This is a genomic window from Paenibacillus sp. GbtcB18 (assembly GCF_019091125.1).
In the GTDB taxonomy this organism is placed as follows: domain Bacteria; phylum Bacillota; class Bacilli; order Paenibacillales; family NBRC-103111; genus Paenibacillus_F; species Paenibacillus_F chitinolyticus.
Window position 1 is genome coordinate 1 of the sequence record NZ_JAGXJX010000730.1, and the last position, 244, is coordinate 244.

1 protein-coding gene is annotated in these 244 nt (G+C 57.8%); it reads left to right on the plus strand.

From position 1 onward, the window contains the following. On the plus strand, positions 1–244 hold a 244-nt coding region (locus KVT34_RS30910; protein WP_254635260.1), incomplete at both ends, for a beta-1,3-glucanase family protein.

Consider the following 244-nt stretch of genomic DNA (forward strand, 5'->3'; position numbering starts at 1 on the left):
CGCCGATGTATATCCAGGTGAACAAGGATGTCAACGGCGAGCTGGCTTATGCGGGCGCCAATATCGAAAACAAGGATGATCCCAATCTGGACGTGACCTTCGACTTCGTCGAAATGGCGTTCCCGCCCAATGCGGGCATCTACATCAATACCACTCGGGTCGATCATTTCGGTTTCCCGATCCGGCTGCGGCTGCAGGGCGCGGATGGCTATGACCAGGAAGTGGGGGAAGTGGCGGGCCTGTC